18 protein-coding genes are annotated in these 18,905 nt (G+C 63.9%); 2 read left to right on the forward strand and 16 right to left on the reverse strand.

From position 1 onward, the window contains the following. The 6 genes from EOA79_RS17925 to dusB form a co-directional block, all read right to left on the reverse strand. Positions 1-560: aminotransferase class IV (locus tag EOA79_RS17925; protein ID WP_206639252.1), on the reverse strand; the 560-nt coding region annotated here is incomplete at its 3' end. Between the two features lie 156 nt (positions 561-716). Further along, positions 717-2,078, reverse strand: a complete 1,362-nt coding sequence (locus tag EOA79_RS17930; RefSeq protein ID WP_066989715.1) for a sigma-54 dependent transcriptional regulator — start codon at positions 2,076-2,078, stop codon at positions 717-719. Continuing rightward, complete coding sequence (locus tag EOA79_RS17935) at positions 2,068-4,359, reverse strand: PAS domain-containing sensor histidine kinase (protein WP_095825427.1); 2,292 nt, start codon at positions 4,357-4,359, stop codon at positions 2,068-2,070. The genes EOA79_RS17930 and EOA79_RS17935 overlap by 11 nt, the downstream gene beginning before the upstream one ends. Positions 4,360-4,478: 119 nt before the next feature. Continuing rightward, on the reverse strand, positions 4,479-5,939 hold the full coding sequence (ntrC, locus tag EOA79_RS17940; RefSeq protein ID WP_066989709.1) for a nitrogen regulation protein NR(I): 1,461 nt from the start codon (positions 5,937-5,939) through the stop codon (positions 4,479-4,481). Continuing rightward, positions 5,936-7,078, reverse strand: a complete 1,143-nt coding sequence (locus EOA79_RS17945; protein ID WP_095825428.1) for a nitrogen regulation protein NR(II) — start codon at positions 7,076-7,078, stop codon at positions 5,936-5,938. The genes ntrC and EOA79_RS17945 overlap by 4 nt, the downstream gene beginning before the upstream one ends. Then, a complete protein-coding gene (gene dusB, locus EOA79_RS17950; RefSeq protein WP_095825429.1) occupies positions 7,075-8,103 on the reverse strand; it encodes a tRNA dihydrouridine synthase DusB in 1,029 nt (342 codons plus the stop codon). Before dusB ends, EOA79_RS17945 begins: the two co-directional genes overlap by 4 nt. A 139-nt stretch (positions 8,104-8,242) precedes the next feature. Between dusB and EOA79_RS17955 the strand changes: the two genes are divergently transcribed. Together EOA79_RS17955 and EOA79_RS17960 are read left to right on the forward strand one after the other, a co-directional pair. Then, a complete protein-coding gene (locus EOA79_RS17955; RefSeq protein WP_067321361.1) occupies positions 8,243-9,460 on the forward strand; it encodes a bifunctional 2-C-methyl-D-erythritol 4-phosphate cytidylyltransferase/2-C-methyl-D-erythritol 2,4-cyclodiphosphate synthase in 1,218 nt (405 codons plus the stop codon). Then, positions 9,457-9,939 (forward strand): CinA family protein, encoded by a 483-nt coding sequence (locus tag EOA79_RS17960; RefSeq protein WP_095825430.1) that lies wholly within the window; start codon positions 9,457-9,459, stop codon positions 9,937-9,939. Before EOA79_RS17955 ends, EOA79_RS17960 begins: the two co-directional genes overlap by 4 nt. On the opposite strand, the gene EOA79_RS17965 is transcribed toward EOA79_RS17960, so the two are convergent. From EOA79_RS17965 to EOA79_RS18010, 10 genes are all read right to left on the reverse strand, one after another. Then, positions 9,936-10,412, reverse strand: a complete 477-nt coding sequence (locus tag EOA79_RS17965) for a type II toxin-antitoxin system RatA family toxin (RefSeq protein WP_066989693.1) — start codon at positions 10,410-10,412, stop codon at positions 9,936-9,938. The genes EOA79_RS17960 and EOA79_RS17965 overlap by 4 nt on opposite strands. Positions 10,413-10,419: 7 nt before the next feature. Continuing rightward, entirely contained in the window at positions 10,420-11,385 is a 966-nt protein-coding gene (gene lipA / locus EOA79_RS17970; protein ID WP_128293134.1) for a lipoyl synthase, read from the reverse strand. A 130-nt stretch (positions 11,386-11,515) separates the two neighbouring features. Further along, complete coding sequence (locus EOA79_RS17975; RefSeq protein ID WP_067321367.1) at positions 11,516-11,773, reverse strand: GlsB/YeaQ/YmgE family stress response membrane protein; 258 nt, start codon at positions 11,771-11,773, stop codon at positions 11,516-11,518. Between the two features lie 102 nt (positions 11,774-11,875). After that, positions 11,876-13,321, reverse strand: a complete 1,446-nt coding sequence (gene lpdA / locus EOA79_RS17980; protein ID WP_095825431.1) for a dihydrolipoyl dehydrogenase — start codon at positions 13,319-13,321, stop codon at positions 11,876-11,878. A 26-nt stretch (positions 13,322-13,347) separates the two neighbouring features. After that, the gene (locus EOA79_RS17985; protein WP_095825432.1) at positions 13,348-13,986 is read right to left on the reverse strand and encodes an SGNH/GDSL hydrolase family protein; all 639 of its coding nucleotides are present in this window, start codon (positions 13,984-13,986) and stop codon (positions 13,348-13,350) included. Further along, the gene (locus EOA79_RS17990; RefSeq protein ID WP_095825433.1) at positions 13,983-14,402 is read right to left on the reverse strand and encodes a hypothetical protein; all 420 of its coding nucleotides are present in this window, start codon (positions 14,400-14,402) and stop codon (positions 13,983-13,985) included. The genes EOA79_RS17985 and EOA79_RS17990 overlap by 4 nt, the downstream gene beginning before the upstream one ends. A gap of 16 nt (positions 14,403-14,418) precedes the next feature. After that, positions 14,419-15,783: a pyruvate dehydrogenase complex dihydrolipoamide acetyltransferase gene (locus EOA79_RS17995; protein ID WP_095825434.1), complete on the reverse strand. Its 1,365-nt coding sequence runs from the start codon at positions 15,781-15,783 to the stop codon at positions 14,419-14,421. An 18-nt stretch (positions 15,784-15,801) separates the two neighbouring features. After that, on the reverse strand, positions 15,802-17,193 hold the full coding sequence (locus EOA79_RS18000; protein ID WP_067321383.1) for a pyruvate dehydrogenase complex E1 component subunit beta: 1,392 nt from the start codon (positions 17,191-17,193) through the stop codon (positions 15,802-15,804). Positions 17,194-17,206: 13 nt separating this feature from the next. Continuing rightward, positions 17,207-18,253 carry a pyruvate dehydrogenase (acetyl-transferring) E1 component subunit alpha gene (gene pdhA / locus EOA79_RS18005; protein ID WP_095825435.1) on the reverse strand — a complete coding sequence of 349 codons (1,047 nt, stop codon included), beginning with the start codon at positions 18,251-18,253 and terminating at the stop codon, positions 17,207-17,209. A 178-nt stretch (positions 18,254-18,431) separates the two neighbouring features. Continuing rightward, on the reverse strand, positions 18,432-18,755 hold the full coding sequence (locus tag EOA79_RS18010) for a septum formation initiator family protein (protein WP_066989670.1): 324 nt from the start codon (positions 18,753-18,755) through the stop codon (positions 18,432-18,434). Positions 18,756-18,905: the final 150 nt, after the last annotated feature.

The following is an 18,905-nucleotide window of genomic DNA, read 5'->3' on the forward strand; positions in this document are numbered from 1 at the left end:
TTGGACGAGCCGCCCTCCTTGACCGTGCCGTCGGAGTCGACGAACCAGGCCTCCTGGGCGCCGGCTTCTTTGGCCTTCTGCTTGGCGAGCACATTGGCAAGCAGGCCGGTGCTCTTGATGTCGACGCGGTCCCAGCGATTCTCCGGGACGGTGATGACCTTGATGCCGGTCTCAACCCGCTTGGCGGCAGCAGAGGGGTCGGCCTTCCGGGCGGTTATAACCAAGGACGGACGGGTGCCGGCTGCCGGAAAGACGAATTCACGGCTGGCGACGCCGCGCGTCACCTGGAGATAGACGAGGCCGTTGACGACGTTGTTGCGGCGCACCACCTCGCGCAGCAGCATCGGCAGGACGCCTTCCGAGACGGGCCATGCGATCGACAATTCCTTGAGCGAGCGCTTAAGCCGGGCCAGATGGCGCGGCATGTCGACGATAAAGCCGCGCGCCACCTCGCAGACCTCATAGACGCCGTCAGCGAACTGATAGCCGCGATCCTCGATATGGACGCGGGCTTCGGCATGGGCGACGTAGCGCCCGTTGACATAGGCAATGCGCGGCATGGGCTACCTCAGGGAAATATCCGGCTCTCTTAAGCGATTCCGCCGCTGCCGTAATGAACAATCGCGTGGGCCAGCCGGCTTTAGGCAATTCCAGACGGAAGGGTACGGCGAAGCCGCCGAGCCCAACCGGCGCTGCCCACTTTTCCTGGATTGCCTTTACACGCCCAGCGACTTCAGCTTGCGGTGCAAGGCTGATCGCTCCATGCCGATGAACTCGGCCGTCTTCGAGATGTTGCCGCCGAAGCGGTTGATCTGTGCGATCAGATAGTCCTTCTCGAATTGCTCGCGCGCCTCGCGCAGCGGCAGCGCCATGATGTGCTGGTCCGACTGGTTGGGGGTGCGCGGCATGACGTCGCCGATCTCGGAGGGCAGAAGGTCAGCGGTGATCGGCGCGTCGACGTCGCCGCCTCGCGCCAGGATCATCAGCCGCTCGACATTGTTGCGCAGCTGGCGCACGTTCCCCGGCCAGTTGTGTGCCTGCAGCACGGCCAGCGCGTCGTCACCGATGCGGCGCGGCTTGATACCGGCCTGCCGCGCGATCTGCTTCATGAAATTGTCGACGAGATACGGAATATCCTCTCGCCGTTCGGCGAGACCCGGCACAGTGACGGGGACCACCGCCAAGCGATGATAGAGGTCCTCGCGGAAGCGGCCATCGGCAATCATGGCCTCCAGGTTTTGCGCTGTGGAGGATATGATGCGGACGTCGACCTTGACCCGCTTTGTGCCCCCTACCCGCTCGAACTGCTGCTCGACCAGCACGCGCAGAATCTTGTTCTGCGTCTCGCGCGGCATGTCGGCGACCTCGTCGATGTAGAGGATGCCGCGATGCGCCTCCTCCAGCGCGCCGACCTTGCGTTCGGTGCCGTTCGATTCGGTGCCGAACAGCTCGATCTCCATACGTTCCGGCGTGATGGTGGCGGCGCTCAGCGTCACGAACGGCCCGTTCTTGCGCGCCGACAGCGCGTGGATGGCGCGCGCCGTCAGTTCCTTGCCGGAACCCGACGGACCGATGATCATGATGCGGCTGTTGGTGGGCGCGACACGCTCGATGGTCTGCCGCAGTTGGCTCATCGCTGACGACATGCCGATCAGGTCGAAGGTCTCGCCGCTGCGCAGCTTGAGGTCGGAGACCTCGCGACGCAACTTCGAAGTTTCCAGCGCGCGCTCGGCGATCAGGATGAGACGGTCGGCCTTGAACGGCTTCTCGATGAAATCATAGGCGCCGCGCCGGATGGCCGACACCGCCGTTTCGATGTTGCCGTGACCGGAGATCATCACCACCGGCATGTTCGGATGCATGGTCTTGATCTCGTCGAGCAGCGCCAGACCGTCGAGGCGCGAGCCCTGCAGCCAGATATCGAGGAAAATCAGCCGTGGCGCGCGATCGGCAATCGCCGCCAGCGCGCTGTCGGCATCGTGTGCCGTGCGGGTTTCGTGACCTTCGTCGCTCAGGATACCGGCGACCAGTTCGCGGATGTCTTCCTCGTCATCGACGATGAGAATGTCAGACGCCATTACCGACCTTTTCAGTTTCTCGTTCGTGTTCGTCGCGGCCTTCGCCGGGTGGCGGCGCGGGGACGACCGCCGCCGGCGGCAGGACGATCGAGATCATCGCGCCCCGGCCGCCGTGGAAATCGGGCGGCGCGTCGTGCAATTCGAGCCGGCCGCCATGGTCCTCCACGATCTTCTTGACGATAGCGAGGCCAAGGCCGGTGCCTTTTTCGCGCGTCGTCATGTAGGGCTCGAGCAGTCTCTGCCGATTCTCGCGCGGCAGCCCTTTGCCGTTGTCGATAACATCGATTCTTATGGCGCCATCTTGACGCCCGGCTTGAATCCGGATTGTGCCGTCGGAACGGTCTTGCGCATCAAGTCCGTCGATGGCCTCCGCGGCGTTTTTGATGACGTTGCCGAAGGCCTGCGCCATCAGGCGGCTGTCGAACGTTCCCTTGAGCGGCTCGTTGCCGAAATCACGCTGGAAAGCAATGTCGGAGCGGCTGACTTCCACCAGGAACGAAGCTTCGCGCAGCGACTCGCGCAGGTCTATCACCTTCATCTCCGGCTTCGGCATGCGGGCGAAGGCCGAGAATTCGTCGACCATGCGGCCGATGTCCTCGACCTGACGGATGATGGTGTCGGTGCATTGATCGAAGACTTCGCGGTCCTCGGTGATGACCTTGCCGTAACGGCGCCTGATGCGCTCGGCCGAGAGCTGGATGGGCGTCAGTGGATTCTTGATCTCATGGGCAATGCGCCGCGCCACATCGGCCCAGGCCGAGGACCGCTGCGCCTGCACGAGATCGGTAATGTCGTCGATGGTGACGACATAGGATTTTTCTTCCGAGCCGTCGTCTCCGGCCTCGACGGTGACCTGGACATTGAAAGTCCGTTCCATGCCGGCGCGGAAGAAAGTCACCTGCTCGCGATAGACCGGCTTGCCGGATTGGCGCCCGATCTCGAAGACGCGACCGACATGCGGCAGGATGGCGGAGAGGTTCTGTCCGAGCGCGGCACTCGCCGAGATCGCCAGCATCGTTTCGGCCGAGCGATTGGCGATGGTGATGACGCCGTAGGGATCGACGCCGATGACGCCTGCGGTCACGCCGGCCAGCACCGCTTCCGAGAACCGCCGCCGCTCGTCGATCAGGTCTTTGGCCGACAGCAGCTCGTTGCGCTGCGATTTGAGCTCGAGAATCATGTTGTTGAAGGTTTCGCCGAGCGAAGCGACGTCGCCGTCGGATTGACGTACCGGAACGGCGACGTCGAGATTGCCGGTGGCCACCTCGTCGGCCGCGCCGATCAGCTGGCGGATCGGCCGGACAATGCGATCGGCCACGGCGATACCGGTCCAGATCGCCGACAGGATGACGATCAGGGTCAGCGACAGATAGGGCAGCGCGAACGCGACCTGCGAAGTGCGACGGTTCTCTTCAAGTCCGCGATACTCGTCGGTGTTCGACCGAACGATCTGCCGCGCCTTGATAACGTCTGGGTCCACGAGCCGGATCGTGTAGAGGTAAAGACCTTCGATCTCGCGCAATTTGACGATGGCGCCCATGATGTTGCGGGTGCGCGGCTCGATCAGCACCGGCTTGCCGTCAGCGGCCGTGTTGACCGCGCCAGGGGGCGGCTCAGGCATGGCGAAGTCGGCGTCGGTCTTGGCGCTCATGACGAAAGAGCCGTCAGGCTTGATCAGCGCCGCATGCGCCAGTCCGCGGCCGACGGCCTCCTTGTTCATGAGGTCGAGGAAGCCGGTGCGGTCGAGCCCGTAGAGCGTGCGCGAGGCATCGAGGTCGTAGGCCATCGACAGGGTCGTGCCCTGCAGGTTGCGGGCATTTTCCTGGACATAGGCATCGGCGATCGACAGCGACGAATTGACGATCGTTTTGGTGCGGATCTCGAACCAGCGGTCGAGGCCGATATCGAGCGTGATCGAGGCGATGATCGCGACCATGATCGCCGGGATCGCGGCGACCAGCGCGAACATGGCGACGATGCGCACATGCAGCCGCGATGCTGCACGGCCGTGCCTGCGGGCCATGACGATGCGGCGGATCTCGCGGCTGATCAGAGCGATCAGGAAGAGGACGAAGACGGCGTTGAGCGCGATCAACGCCCAGGTGGCGTTTGCATTCGGCGCGATCGGGGTCGCACCGACAAGGATTGCAAACGAGATCGCTGCGGTGATCATGGCGCCGACGATCGCGACCACGCCCGGCAACGCCAGCAGCCGGCGGCCGTCGCGAACGCCGGCCCGGCTGAAAAGCGGTTGGTTCAGTGTCGGAGCCTCAGCAGCCATATCGCCGTCTAGAGTCGGTCATTGCGTCGGATGTATGCAACGCATTGTGGCGATTATGCAACAAGTGTGGCCGGGACGGAAATCTTTCCCCGACTTAATCCCCAAAAGTGAAGGCAAAGTCAGGGCTGCCTGGCGGCCTTGTAGACGTTGACGCCAAGCTCGCGGATCTTCTTGCGCAGCGTGTTGCGGTTGAGGCCCAGAAGCTCGGCCGCCTTGATCTGGTTGCCGCGCGTCGCGGTCATCGAAGCCAGCACCAGCGGATATTCGACCTCGGCGAGGATGCGTTGGTAGAGCCCGGAGGGCGGCAGGTCGCCGGCGAAGGACGCGAAATAGCGCTGCAGGAAATGCTCGACCGCCTGGCCGATCGACAGGTCGTCGGGGATCAGCGCGCCGCCGTCCGGCACGACAGATCGCTCGCCGGTCTTCAGTTCGGCCTCGATGATCTCGGCCGAAATCTCATCCTGCGAATAGAGCGCGGCGAGCCTGCGCACCAGATTTTCCAGCTCGCGCACATTGCCGGGCCAGGGATAGCGCTTCATCAGCTCGATGCCACCGGCGGAAATGCGCTTGGTCTGCAGGCCTTCGCTGGCGCCCTGCTTGAAGAAATGCCGGACAAGGTCAGGCACGTCTTCAGAACGCTCTCGCAACGCCGGAAGTCGCAGCGGCACGACGTTCAGGCGGTAGAACAGGTCCTCGCGGAACAGGCCCTGGTTGATCAAGGTCCGCAAATCCTTGTTGGTGGCGGCGACGATGCGCACGTCGGTCTTGATCGGCGTGCGGCCGCCGACGGTCGTGTATTCGCCCTGCTGTAGCACGCGCAGCAGGCGCGTCTGCGCCTCCATCGGCATGTCGCCGATCTCGTCGAGGAACAGCGTGCCGCCTTCGGCCTGCTCGAAGCGGCCGGTGGAGCGGTTCTGCGCGCCGGTGAAGGCGCCCTTCTCATGGCCGAACAGTTCCGATTCGATCAGGTCGCGCGGGATCGCGGCCATGTTGATGGCCACGAAAGGCCCGCCGCGGCGGCGGCCGTATTCGTGCAGCGCGCGCGCTACCAGCTCCTTGCCGGTGCCGGATTCGCCGCTGATCATCACCGTCAGGTCGGTCTGCATCATGCGGGCCAGCATGCGGTAGATGTCCTGCATGGCGGCCGAGCGGCCGACCAGCGGCATCGTCTCCGGCTGATCGTCGGCGCGGGAATCCAGCTTCGGCCGCTTCGGCTCGGCAAGCGCGCGGTTGACGATGTTGAGCAGCTCGGTCAGATCGAAGGGCTTCGGCAGATACTCGTAGGCGCCGGTCTCGGAGGCGCGGATGGCAGTCATGAAAGTGTTCTGCGCGCTCATGACGATGACCGGCAGCTCGGGTCGCGCCTTCTTGATGCGCGGCAGCATGTCGAAGGCGTTCTCGTCCGGCATCACCACATCGGTGATGACGAGGTCGCCCTCGCCGGCAGCCACCCAGCGCCACAGCGTCGAGGCGTTCGAAGTCACGCGCACTTCATGGCCGACGCGCGACAGCGCCTGGTTGAGCACGGTTCGGATCGCCGCATCGTCGTCGGCGACGAGGATATTGCCGCGAACGGTCATTTGCGGTCTCCTTCAGCTTCGTCGCCGGCGTTGGGCAAAGTGTCCTTCCAGGCCGGCATCAAGACGCGGAAAGTGGTTCCACGCTGCGTCGAATCGCATTCGATGATGCCGCCGTGCTCGCCGACAATCTTGGCGACCAGTGCCAGCCCGAGGCCCGAGCCGTTCGGTTTGGTGGTGATGAACGGATCGAAGAGGATCGGCAGGATGTCCTCGGAAACACCGGGGCCGTTGTCGTGCACGCAGAATTCCAGCGGCAGCGAGACGCGGTCTTGCGTTCCCGGCACGGAAACGCGGATGCCGGGCCGGAAAGCCGTCGACAGCACGATCTCGCCCTGCGGGTCGGCGCCGATCGCCTCCGCGGCGTTCTTGACCAGGTTGAGGAACACCTGGATCAGCTGGTCACGGTTCGCATAGACTGGAGGAAGCGATGGATCATATTCCTCCAAGATCTTGATTTTTTTTGCAAAGCCGTTCTTGGCGATCGCTTTCACATGATCCAGAACGACATGGATGTTGACGGGAAAGCGCTCGATCGGCCGCTCGTCGGAAAACACTTCCATGCGGTCGACCAGCGACACGATGCGGTCGGTCTCGTCGGTGATCAAGCGGGTGAGCGCACGGTCCTCGTCGGAGGCTGAGAGCTCGAGCAGTTGCGCCGCGCCGCGGATGCCGGAGAGCGGGTTCTTGATCTCATGCGCCAGCATGGCCGCCAGGCCGGTGACAGAACGGGCCGCACCCCGATGTGTCATCTGCCGGTCGATCTTGTCGGCCATCGACCGCTCCTGGAACACCACCACGACCGAGCCGGGAAACTCCGGCACCGGGGCGACATAGAGGTCGACCATCTTCTCGATGCCGAGGCGCGGCGAAGAGACGTCGACGCGGTATTCGTTGACCGGCGCGCGGCGCTCGCGCACCTGGTCGACCAAGGTCAGCAGCGGACTGCCGAACGGGACCAGCTTGGACAACGTGTTGCGCGCCAGCATGGTCGCGCTGGAGCGGAAGAAATCCTCTGCATCCGCGTTGGCGAAGGTGATGAAGCCATCGGCATCGACCATGATCACCGGGCGGCGGATGGTGTTCAGCACGATATTGGCGGCATCCGCGGTGTCGGCCGGCTGTGGGAGGTTCGTATTCATGCCGCGCTCCGCAATTCTGGCGATGCCGCGCTTTCGGTAAAGGCTTGGCGCAGCCCGGCGATCACTTCAGCCGGCTCGAAGGAAGTGAGGATGTGCTTGCGCCGTTCCGCCGAAGCACGAGTCGCGTGCCTGTCCAGATACCAGCCGAGATGCTTGCGCGCCTGGCGGAGCCCGCTTTCGACGCCGTAGAGCGAGAGCATGTCCTCGTAATGCGCAACCACGTAGTCAGCGAGCCTCTTGGGCGTTTCGGGAATATCGGTTGCAGACATGCCAGCGGCGGCTGCCGCGATGCTGCCGGCGGTCCACGGCGCGCCGTAATGGGCACGGCCGATCATCACCGCCTCGGCGCCTGATTGATCCAGGATCGTCGCAGCCTCTTCCGGCGAGCCGACATCGCCATTGGCCACCACCGGGATCGAGACCGCTTCCTTGACGCGCGCAATGGCGCGCCAATCGGCCTTACCCTGATAGAACTGGCAGCGCGTGCGGCCGTGGACGGTCACCATGCGCACGCCGGCCAGCTCGGCGCGGCGCGCCAACATCGGCGCGTTGAGCGCGCTTTCGTCCCAGCCGAGCCGCATCTTGACCGTCACCGGCACCGAAACGGCATCGACCACCGCCTCGATCAGCGAGAGCGCGTGATCGAGATCGCGCATCAGCGCCGAGCCGGCATAGCCGCCCGTCACCTTCTTTGCCGGGCAGCCCATGTTGATGTCGATGATGTCGGCGCCCTCGCCCGCCGCGATTCGCGCGCCCTCGGCCATGTGCGCTGCCTCGCGGCCAGCAAGCTGCACCATATGGACGGGCAGCCCGGAATGGCGGATGCGCAGATCGCAGCCGGCCCTGCCCTTGGCCAGTTCGCCGCTCGCCACCATTTCCGACACGACCAGCCCGGCACCATGCGCATGCGCACGCTGACGGAACGGCTCGTCGGTTATGCCGGACATCGGCGCCAGGAACACGCGGTTGCGTATCCTTACGCCGCCGACGTCGAGCGGCGAAGCCAATGTGGTCAATTCAGGCATGCACAAAAACCAAGCATGTTCGATTGCTGCACATTGTGTAGCCAGATGCAAGCCATTGTGCAACGCGCAATGACGTCACATTAAGGCGCATTTTGGAAAATGCTGGCCTTCCCTGCCAGCCGCGACTAAGCCTCTCGCCATGACTGACACAAGTGAAAAACCGGACGGCAAGGTCGGCGTGGTCATTGTCGCCGCCGGCCGCGGCGCCCGTGCCGGACAGGCCGAGGGGCCGAAGCAGTATCAGCGCATCGGCGGACGCGCCGTCATTGCGCATACGCTGGAAAGATTCCTGTCACATCCAGCCGTCGGGCCAGTGGTGGTGGCGATCCACGCCGACGACCGCGAGCTGTTCGAGCGCGCGGCGGGAGCTAATGCTACGCACACGCTCATCGTCATGGGCGGTCCGTCCCGCCAGGCTTCCGTCCGGCTGGGACTTTTGGCGCTGAGGGAGCAGGCGCCGGCAAAGGTGCTGGTGCATGATGCGGTGCGCCCGTTTGTCGACCATGGGCTCATCGACCGAACCATCGAGGCCATCGGCGAGCGTCAGGGCGCCCTGCCGGCGCTGCCCGTCGCCGACACGCTCAAGCGGGAATCGGCCGAGGGCATGATCGAGGAGACGGTGTCGAGGGCCGGCCTGCACGCGGCGCAGACACCGCAAGGCTTCCCGTTCTGGCCGTTGCTGGCGGCGCACGAGAAGGCGCATCATCTCGGCAAAAGCGAGTTCACCGACGACGCGGCGATCGCCGAATGGGCGCATATTCCGGTCAAGATCGTCCAGGGCTCGCCGGACAACATCAAGCTCACCTGGGCAAGGGATATCGCGATGGCCGACCAGCGGCTCTCAAATGCGCTGCCGCGCTTTCCGGACATCCGCACCGGCAATGGCTACGATGTGCACGCGTTCGAAGCGGGCGACCATGTCACTCTGTGCGGGGTCACTATCCCCTATGACCGGAAACTCTCCGGCCATTCGGACGCCGATGTCGGGCTTCATGCGCTCACCGATGCGTTGCTCGCCACCTGCGGCGCCGGCGACATCGGCACGCATTTCCCGCCGTCGGACCCGCAATGGAAGGGCGTTGCCTCGAAAATCTTCGTCGAGCATGCGGCGACGCTGGTGCGCGAGCGCGGCGGGCGCATCGCCAATGCCGATATCACGCTGATCTGCGAGGCGCCGCGGGTGGGGCCGCATCGCGAGGCGATGACGGCGGCGCTGGCGGCGATGCTCGGCATTGCGCCGGAACGCGTTTCCATCAAAGCGACGACCAACGAGAAGCTCGGCTTTGTCGGGCGCGGCGAAGGCATTGCGGCGATCGCGACCGCCAGCGTCGTCTATCCGGGAGACGTGCCGGCATGAGCAACGCGGAATTAGCCAACGCCCTGCTCCAGGCTTGTCAGCAGCGCGGCATCATGCTGGCCACGGCCGAGAGCTGCACCGGCGGTCTGATCATTGCAGCACTGACCGACATTGCCGGCTCTTCCGCCGTGGTCGATCGCGGCTTCATCACCTATTCCAACGAAGCCAAGATGGAGATGCTCGGCGTCTCCGCGGCGACGCTTAAGGCGCATGGCGCGGTCTCGGGTGAGACGGTCAGGGAGATGGCTGCGGGCGCGCTGACGCATTCGCGCGCGAGCCTCTCCCTTGCGGTCACCGGAATTGCCGGCCCGAGCGGCGGCTCGTCGGAAAAGCCGGTGGGTCTCGTCTGGTTCGGGATGGCATTTGCCGGCCAGCCGGCCGTCGTCGAGCGCCAGCTGTTTGGTCATAAGGGGCGGGAATTCATCCGCCACGAGACGGTCCGGCACGCGCTGCAGCTCGGCCTGCGAGCGCTGGCCTAGGCTATCCGCGGATCAGGCGTGCCTTGCGCTGCGCCGTAGATCACGTTCGCTCGCTTCTCGAATGCTTCGGAAAACATGCGGAAGGCGCGATCGAACATCGTGCCCATCAGCGCGCCGAGAATGCGGCTCTTGAATTCGTAGTCGATGAAGAAATGCACTTCGCAGCCGCCATCGGCCGGATCGAAGCGCCAGATGTTGCTGAGATATTTGAACGGGCCGTCGATGTATTTGACGTCGATGGCGTTCTCGTCGGGCTTGAGCAGCACCTGGGTCGTAAAGGTCTCGCGGATCGCCTTGTAGCCGATGCTCATGTCGGCGACGAGGATGGTGCGGCCGTCGCGCTCCTTGCGCGAGCGCACCGTCAGCGCCTCGCAGAGCGGCAGGAATTGCGGATAGGTCTCGATATCCGCCACCAGCGCGAACATCTGTTCCGGCGTGTAGGCGACGCGGCGGGTGGCTTCGAATTTCGGCATGAAAGCGTCAGCTGGCCTTCTTGAGCTGCGCCTCGCGCGCCGCGCGCAGCCTGGCGAAATCCTCGCCGGCATGATGCGAGGAGCGCGTCAGCGGGCTCGAAGCGACCAGCAGGAAGCCCTTCGTCTTGCCGATTGTCTCAAAGGACTTGAACTCGTCCGGCGTGATGAAGCGGATCACCGGATGGTGCTTCTTCGAAGGCTGCAGGTATTGGCCGATGGTCATGAAGTCGACATTTGCCGAACGCAGGTCATCCATGAGCTGCAGCACTTCGTTCCGCTCCTCGCCGAGGCCAACCATGATGCCGGACTTGGTGAAGATCGACGGATCGAGTTCTTTCACGCGCTGCAGCAGCCGGATCGAGTGGAAGTAGCGGGCGCCGGGCCGCACCGTCAGGTAATTCGACGGCACGGTTTCCAGATTGTGGTTGAAGACGTCGGGCTTGGCGGCAACGACGATCTCTAGCGCGCCGTCCTTGCGCAGGAAGTCGGGCGTCAGGATCTCGATCGTCGTTGAAGGCGCGGCGGCGCGGATGGCGTGGATGACGTCGGCGAAATGCTGCGCGCCGCCGTCGTCGAGGTCGTCGCGGTCGACCGATGTGATGACGACGTGGCTGAGGCCCATCTGCTTGACCGCATGGGCGACACGCGCCGGCTCGTCCGCGTCGAGGGCGGTCGGGATGCCGGTGGCGACATTGCAGAAGGCGCAGGCGCGCGTGCAGATCTCGCCCATGATCATCAAGGTGGCGTGCTTCTTGTCCCAGCATTCACCGATGTTCGGACATCCGGCCTCCTCGCACACCGTTACCAGCTTGTGCGACTTCACGATCTCGCGTGTCTCGGCGTAACCCTTCGAAACCGGCGCCTTGACGCGGATCCAGTCCGGCTTGCGCAGCACTTCCTGGTCCGGCCTGTGCGCCTTTTCGGGATGCCGCGGGCGCGGCGCATTGGCGATCGTGTCGAGAACAGTGACCATTTCAAACCCTTCGCGGCCGCCCGCGTCGCGGCCGCCTGTCTGCGTCATCTAGGACTTTTCGGAATAAAGAAAAAGGCCACGCCGGCGCATGCCGCCACGGCCATTTTCGCATAACGGACTTCGCTGGGGCTCAGCGCCGTACCAGCCGGCCGACAAAGATCAGCAGGCAGGCGCCGATGAAACCGGTGATGAGATAGGCGAACCAGCCGGCGCCGAAGGACTGGATGTTGAGAGCCTGTAAGATCGCATTCAGAACGATCGCGCCGACGATACCCAAAATGATGTTCATGAAGATGCCGGTGTTGCTCTTCATGACCATTTCGGCGAGCCATCCGGCCAAGCCTCCGATGATGATGGCTGCTATCCAGCCCACGCCATTCACGTCCATATGCCAATTCCTCCTTGATCAGGTGAAAATGCATCCGGATACGAACTGCTTTGCCCTCAGAATCCTCCGGCTGCCGCGTCTGAGTCTCGCGCGAGCAGTCTATCATGCGTTCAATGCGCGGCCATAGGCGTCGAGCACGCTTTCCTTCATCATCTCCGACAGGGTCGGATGCGGGAAGATCGTGTGCATCAGCTCTTCCTCGGTGGTCTCCAGGTTCATCGCCACGACGAAACCCTGGATGAGTTCGGTCACCTCGGCGCCGATCATATGCGCGCCCAGCAGCTGCCCGGTCTTCTTGTCGAAGATGGTCTTGATGAAGCCCTGGTCCTCGCCGAGCGCGATGGCTTTGCCGTTGGCGCCGAACTGGAAGCGACCGACGCGGATGTCCTTGCCCTCGGCCTTGGCCTTGGCTTCGGTCAGGCCGACCGAGGCGACCTGCGGGCTGCAATAGGTGCAGCCCGGGATCTTCAGCTTGTCGATGGCGTGCACGCCCGGGATATTGGCGATCTTCTCGACGCAGATCACGCCCTCGTGCTCGGCCTTGTGGGCGAGCATCGGCGGCCCGGCCACATCGCCGATGGCGTAGATGCCGGGCACGTTCGTCCTGCCGTAGCCGTCGACCGCGACACAGCCGCGATCCGTCTTGACGCCGAGCGCCTCGAGGCCGAGGCCCTCGATATTGCCTTGTACGCCGACGGCCGAGATCATGCGGTCGGCGGTGATCTTCTCGACCTTGCCGTCCTTCATCTCGACATGCGCGGTGACCGAGTTGGCGCCCTTCTCGACCTTGGTCACCTTGGCCTCGAGCAGGATCTTCATGCCCTGCTTCTCGAACTGTTTCTGCGCGAATTTCGAGACCTCGGCATCCTCGACCGGCATCACCGCCGGCAAAAGCTCGACCACGGTCACATCGGCGCCCATGGTGCGGTAGAAGGAGGCGAACTCGATGCCGATGGCGCCCGAGCCCATCACCAGCAGCGACTTCGGCATCTCCTTCGGAACCATGGCCTCGAAATAGGTCCAGATCAGCTTGCCGTCCGGCTCGATGCCAGGCAGCGCGCGCGGCCGCGCGCCGGTTGCGAGGATGATGTGCTTGGCGGTGTAGGTGCCCTCGCCCTTGACGCCTTTCGGCACCGGCGGCTGCGGCTCCATCGGCTTCTTGGCGGTCTTGGCGACGACGACCTCGCCGGGCTTGGAAAGCTTCGCCTCACCCCAGATGACGTCGACCTTGTTCTTCTTCATCAGGAAGGCGACACCGCCATTCAGCCTGAGAGACACCTTTCGCGAGCGGTCGACGACGGCTGCGGTGTCGGGGCTGACCTTGCCGTCGAGCTTAAGGCCGTAATCCTTGAGGTGGTTCGAATAGTGCATGATCTCCGCCGAGCGCAGCAGCGCCTTGGTCGGGATGCAACCCCAGTTGAGGCAGATGCCGCCGAGATGCTCGCGCTCGACGATCGCCGTCTTGAAGCCGAGCTGGGCGGAACGCACAGCGGTGACATAGCCGCCGGGGCCTGAGCCGATGATAATGACGTCGTAGTTCTCAGCCACGGGTTTCTCCCTGATTTTTCTCGGGGTTAGAAGGAAAGCATCACACGCACGAGGGGCGCCAGCGCCTGACCGATCCGCCGCGTGTTTTCGGCATCGAGATGGACGCCGTCGAGCGGCGTGGTGACGGCGACGGAGCCGGCGTCGAAGAAGCCGCAGCCGGCCTCGTCGGCAAGCGAGGAATATTGCGGCGCCAGCCGCTTCGAGGCGTCATCGCCGCCGGCGAACATTTCCTTGAATTCGGCATTCTCGGTGCGCGTCACCGCGGGCGGCGCGACAATGAGGATCTGCGGAGCCGGCCAGTCGAACGGATAGTCGTGGCCGCGCACGATATCGATCAGGCGCTGCATGCCCTGCTTGGCGGCAACGGGATTGCCGTGGATCCACGGCTTCATGTCGTTGGCGCCCAACATGATGATGATCAGGTCGAGCGGCGCGTGCGTCGTAAGGATCGTCGGCAGCGTTCTCGCGCCGTTGCGGTCGGCACCGGCGAGGTGATCGTCAAAGGCGGTGGTGCGGCCGTTCAGCCCTTCGGCGATGACATCGATGCCGTCGCCCAGCGCCGTCTTGAGCACGCTCGGCCAGCGGTCCTCCAGCGCATGGCGCCCGAGGTTGGCAGCGTCGTAGCCCCAGGTCAGCGAGTCGCCGTAACAGAGAATAGTCTTCATGCGCTTGCCCCACCCCTGCCGAACCCCGCCGACGAGCGCTTGAGTTGCCAGCGCGGCCATTGCACGATGATCGCCGCTGCGCCCGGCAGGATCAGCCCGGCAACGATCGAAAGGTCATTTGCGGTCGCCCGGCTCTCGGCCGGCACCGAAAACGTCCAGCCCACCAGCGCCAGCAGCCCGAGACAGAAAAGCGCAAGCAGCAGCCACAGCATCCCATCGAGCGCCCGCACCGGCTTGCCTCGGAATTGAACGAGGAAGAAGGCGACCGTGACCACAACGACGATCATCACCGTGGCCGCGAAGACCAGAATGCATTCCTCTGTCGCGCCGGTGATGACCGCCAGCTCTTGAACGACAAGTACGCCGGCCAGACCGGAAAGAATGAAGGCGAAAAGGCTGGTGAAGAAATTCCGCACCGCCTTTTTCCCTTCCTTACACCAGCATGCCCATCGGGTTTTCGATCATGCGCTTGAAGGCGCCGAGCAGCTCCGCACCGAGCGCGCCGTCGACGGCGCGGTGATCGGTCGACAGCGTCACCGACATTATGGTCGCGATCTTGATCTCGCCTTTCTTCACGATGGCGCGCTCCTCGCCGGCGCCGACCGCAAGGATCGTGGCGTGCGGCGGGTTGATAACGGCGGCAAAATCCTTGACGCCGAACATGCCGAGATTGGACACGGCCGTGGTGCCGCCCTGGTACTCTTCGGGCTTCAGTTTGCGGCCGCGTGCGCGGCTTGCCAGATCCTTCATCTCGTTGGAGATGACGGACAGCGTCTTTTCGTCGGCATGGCGGATGATCGGCGTGATCAGGCCGCCGGGTATCGACACGGCGACGCCGACATCGGCGTGCTTGTGCTTGACCATGGCGTTTTCGGTCCAGGAGGCGTTGGCGTCCGGCACCGCCATCAGCGCCATCGCCATCGCCTTGATCACCATGTCGTTGACCGAGAGCTTGTAGGCCGGGACCTCGCCCTTCTCGGTTTTCCGCATTGGGGCCGCGGCGTTGAGCTGCGTGCGCAGCGCGAGCAGCGCATCGAGCTCGCAGTCGAGCGTCAGATAGAAATGCGGAATGGTGCTCTTGGCCTCGACCAGCCGGCGCGCAATGGTCTTGCGCATATTGTCGTGCGGAACGAGTTCGTAAGAGCCTTCCGCGAACAGCTTCAGCACCTGATCGTCTGACATCGGCTTCGGCGCGGGGGCAGGAGCGCCTGCGGGCGCACCGGCAGGAGCCTTGGCGGCAGGCGCAGCCTTGGCGCCGCCCGAGGCGATCGCCGCCTCGACATCGGCCTTCACCACGCGGCCATGCGGGCCGGAACCGGCCAGCGCTGAAACGTCGACGCCGGCATCCTTCGCGATGCGGCGGGCGAGCGGCGAGGCAAACACGCGCTCGCCTCCGGCGTGGCCGTTGGCGACCGGTGCAGGCTCGGCCTTCGCCGGCGCGGCCGCCGGCTTCGGCGCTTCCTTGGGCGCCTCGGCCTTCGCAGGGTCCGCTTTCGGAGCCTCCGCCTTGGGCGCCGCACCGCCATCGCTCTTTGCGGCAGCACCGGCGTCCTCGCCTTCGCCTGCCAGAATGGCGATCACCGCATTGACCTTGACGCCTTCGGTGCCTGCCGGAACGACCAGCTTAGCGACTGTGCCCTCATCGACCGCTTCGACTTCCATCGTCGCCTTGTCGGTCTCGATCTCCGCGATCACGTCACCGGGCGCAACATGATCGCCTTCCTTGACCAGCCACTTGGCGAGATTGCCCTCTTCCATGGTGGGCGAGAGAGCCGGCATGGTGATGTTGATTGGCATGTTGTCCTCCCGACCGGCTCAGCGATAGGTGACGGCTTTGACCGCCTCGACGACCTCGCCGACATTGGGCAACGCCAGCTTTTCGAGGTTCGCCGCGTAAGGCATCGGCACATCCTTGCCGGCGATGGTGATGACCGGCGCATCGAGGAAGTCGAAGGCGCGCTGCGAGACCTGGCTGGCGATGTGGTCGCCGACCGAGCTCTGCGGGAAGCCTTCCTCCACCACGACCAGCCGGTTGGTCTTCTTGACCGAGGCGATGATGGTATCGAAGTCGAGCGGACGGACGGTTCTCAAATCGATGATCTCGGCGTCAAGGCCCATGCCGCGCAGTTCGGCCTCGGCCTTGACCGCATAGGTCATGCCGATGCCGAAGGAGACGAGGGTGACGTCCCTGCCCTGCTTGTGCACACGCGCCTTGCCGATCGGCAGCACGAAATCGTCGAGCTTCGGCACGTCGAAGGACTGGCCGTAGAGAATCTCGTTCTCGAGGAAGATGACCGGGTTCGGATCGCGGATCGCGGCCTTGAGCAGGCCCTTGGCGTCGGCGGCCGTGTAAGGCATCACCACTTTCAGGCCGGGGATGTGGCTGTACCAGGCGGCGTAGCACTGCGAGTGCTGGGCGGCGACACGGGCCGCGGCGCCGTTCGGGCCGCGGAAGACGATCGGCGCGCCCATCTGGCCGCCGGACATATAGAGTGTCTTGGCGGCCGAATTGATGATCTGATCGATCGCCTGCATGGCGAAGTTGAAGGTCATGAACTCGACGATCGGCTTCAGGCCTGCCATCGCCGCGCCCACACCGACGCCGGCAAAGCCATGCTCGGTGATCGGGGTATCGACGACGCGGCGCGGCCCGAACTCCTGCAGCAGGCCTTGCGTGATCTTGTAGGCGCCCTGGTATTCGGCAACTTCCTCGCCCATGACGAAGACATCGCCGTCGCGGCGCATTTCCTCGGCCATCGCGTCACGCAGCGCCTCGCGCACCGTGGTCGAGACCATTTCGGTGCCGGCAGGGATGTCCGGATCGGCCGCGACTTCCGCCTTCGGCGCGGCGGCGACAGGCGCAGCCGCCTCGCTTTTGGCCGCGGCGGGCGCCGGTGCCGGCGCGGCCGCTTCAGCCTTGGGCTCTTCTTCGCCGATGCCTTCGCCGGCCTTGTCGACGTCTTCGCCGTCGACCGCAAGCACGGCGATCAACGCGTTGACCTTGACGCCTTCGGTGCCGGCCGGAACCACGATCTTGGCGAGCGTGCCTTCATCGACGGCTTCGACCTCCATCGTCGCCTTGTCGGTCTCGATCTCGGCGATGACGTCGCCGGCGACGACCTTGTCGCCTTCGTTCTTCAACCACTTGGAAAGATTGCCCTCTTCCATCGTCGGCGAGAGAGCGGGCATGAGAATTTCGATCGGCATGTCCGTGCCCTCCTTAGAGTACGATGTCGGTCCAGAGCTCGGACGGATCCGGCTCGGCGTCGTGCTGGGCAAATTCGGCGGCGTCGGCGACGATGTCGCGGACCTCCTTGTCGATGGCCTTGAGATCGTCTTCGCTCGCCCACCTCTTATCGATCAGGCGCGCCTTGACCTGTTCGATTGGGTCGTGCTCCGAGCGCATCTTCTGCACTTCTTCCTTGGAGCGATACTTCGCCGGGTCGGACATCGAATGCCCGCGATAGCGATAGGTCTGCATCTCGAGGATCAGCGGGCCGTTGCCGGCGCGGCACCATTCGGCGGCGACGTCGCCGGCTGTCTTGACCGCGCGAACGTCCATGCCGTCGACCTGCATGCCGGGAATCTTGAAGGAAGCGCCGCGGTTGGAGAAGTCGGTCTCGGCGGATGAGCGCGACACCGATGTGCCCATGGCGTAGCGATTGTTCTCGATGATGTAGATTACCGGCAGCTTCCACAGCGAGGCCATGTTGAAGCTTTCATAGACCTGGCCCTGGTTGGCGGCGCCGTCGCCGAAATAGGTCAGCGAGACATTCTTGTTGTCGCGGTAGCGGTTGGCGAAGGCCAGGCCTGTGCCCAGCGACACCTGCGCGCCCACGATGCCGTGGCCGCCATAGAAATGCTTCTCCTTGGAGAACATGTGCATGGAGCCGCCCTTGCCTTTCGACAGGCCGCCACGGCGCCCGGTGAGCTCGGCCATGACGCCGCGCGGCGACAGATCCATCGCCAGCATGTGGCCATGGTCGCGATAGGCGGTGATCATCTGGTCGCCCTCGATCAGCGCCATCTTCATGCCGGTAACGACGGCCTCCTGGCCGATATAGAGGTGGCAGAAGCCGCCGATAAAGCCCATGCCGTAAAGCTGGCCCGCCTTCTCCTCGAAGCGGCGAATGAGCAGCATGTGCCGGTAGGCGGAGAGCTCTTCTTCTTTGGTGAAGTCGGCTGGCTTGGGGGTGGAAAGGGCCGACGATTTGCCCTCGGATCTGGATTTGGACTTGGCAGGCGCTTTTCTGGCGGCGGTGGCCATACATCACTCCCTGTTGGCGTCTCTTCGCGGACATTCAAGGGAGAGCGACCCGTCTCCCCACCGATTTGAGCGAGGCTAACACGCAAGAGTGCAATGCGCCATGCTGAAAAATGCATGGCTGACATGCATCCTAAGCGATTAGAATCATTGCAAATAAGTTTGATTAACCGAAATTCGGTTATTTTGCCGAAGCCGGCAGCATGATGGTGATTTCGTCTGGATGGGACAGATTGAGCGCCTTTCGGGCCTGCTCGTCAAGCATGTCCTTTTCCAGCGTGCCTTCATGCATGAGCTGGACACGACGTTCGAAGTCGATCCGGCGCGCCTTGACCGCGTCGAGCTGAGTCTGGAGTTCGGCCGCCTGGGCCTGCAGCCGATATTTGGAGTAGATGCCAAACTCACCGTGATAGGCATGGAAGCCGAAATAGGCGAGAAACAGCACGCAGAGCGACGGAACGATCAGCTTGCCGGTGTTTCTCTGCTTGTGCTGACGTGTCCACATGACCCGACCCCTTTCGGCCGCGAGCGCAAGCGGCTGTTCGAGTCTTTTTTCGCCCGATTGTGCTTAATGGACGGTTACGGTTGGCTGGACTGAGACTTACCGAAACAAAAAGAGGCGGGGAAAACCCCCTCTCCGCCTCTTTCAACAACC

It is taken from the genome of Mesorhizobium sp. M1A.F.Ca.IN.020.03.2.1, assembly GCF_004023205.1.
Taxonomy (GTDB): domain Bacteria; phylum Pseudomonadota; class Alphaproteobacteria; order Rhizobiales; family Rhizobiaceae; genus Mesorhizobium.